Origin of the sequence: Oceanispirochaeta sp. M1 (genome assembly GCF_003346715.1) — a bacterium.
Lineage (GTDB): Bacteria > Spirochaetota > Spirochaetia > DSM-2461 > DSM-2461 > Oceanispirochaeta.
Genome location: NZ_QQPQ01000126.1, coordinates 1 through 1,177, shown reverse-complemented (window position 1 = coordinate 1,177; position 1,177 = coordinate 1). Strand labels below are relative to the sequence as shown.

Annotated in this window: 1 protein-coding gene; it reads left to right on the top strand. The window is 35.2% G+C overall.

Annotated elements, in window-relative coordinates; all coding sequences use genetic code 11:
• Positions 1–97: 97 nt before the first annotated feature.
• Positions 98–1,177 (top strand): IS4 family transposase (locus DV872_RS26090; protein ID WP_114632903.1); only part of this gene is annotated, 1,080 nt, incomplete at its 3' end.

The following is a 1,177-nucleotide window of genomic DNA, read 5'->3' as shown; positions in this document are numbered from 1 at the left end:
TCACAGCTGTCCAAGATAATTTGAAAGGGGTTTTATAAAAGCCGATCTCCGTTTATTCTTAAGTCGACTAAAACAATACAACAAAAGGAAATCGGCTATGAGTCATCATACTACAACGTTTGGACAGCTTCTTCAATTAATAACGAGACATGAATTTGAGAAATGGGTGAAGAAGCACCGGGGTGATGCCTACTCTAAGGGTTTCAGTTGTTGGAGTCAGTTTACTGCAATGCTATTTGGTCAGTTAAGTTCTCAAAAAGGATTGAGAGGAATTGAATCGGGTTTATCGATGAATAAAAATAATTTTTATCACTTGGGAATTGGCAAGGTAAAACGATCGACTCTCTCGTATGCAAACAATAACAGACCCCATCAAATCTATCAGGATTTATTTTACTCTATACTTGGAAGACTGCATGGCGACAAGAAAAAGCATAAATTTAAATTCAAAAATCCACTCTACAGTATTGATGCTTCCACTATTGATTTATGCTTGAATATATTCCCCTGGGCGAATTTCAGGCAAAATAAAGCAGGAATAAAATTACATGTAAAACTTGATCATTCCGGTTATATCCCTTCCTTTGTCTCTGTTACAGATGCCAAAGTACATGAGATGAATGCTATTCGAGAAATACCAAAGAAAAAAGGAGACATCTTCGTCTTTGATAGAGGTTACAATGACTATAAAGAGTTTTCAAAGTATTGTAAGGAAGGGATTTACTTTGTTACAAGGATAAAAAAGAATGCTGTATATCAGGTATTAAAAGAATGCAATGTAGAAAAATATGAGGACATTGGCTTCGATAAATATATCAAGATGACCGGAATGAAAACTGGAAAAGAGTGCCCTCAAAGGCTTAGAATCGTGGAAAGCTATGACCCTGAAACAGAAAATACTATTGTACTTCTTACCAATCATTTTTCATGGTCTCCTGAGACAATTGCTGGAATCTATAAGGATCGTTGGCAGATTGAAATATTTTTTAAAACCATCAAACAGAACCTGAAGATCAAAAGCTTTTTTGGAACCAGCAAGAATGCTGTGTTAATGCAAATATGGATAGCCATGATTTCATTTTTACTTCTAAAATATCTTTCAGATTCATCGTCTTCGGTATGGACTGTAGGCTCATTGATGGCTGTGATTCCAATTCTATTGTTCATGAAAAAAGAT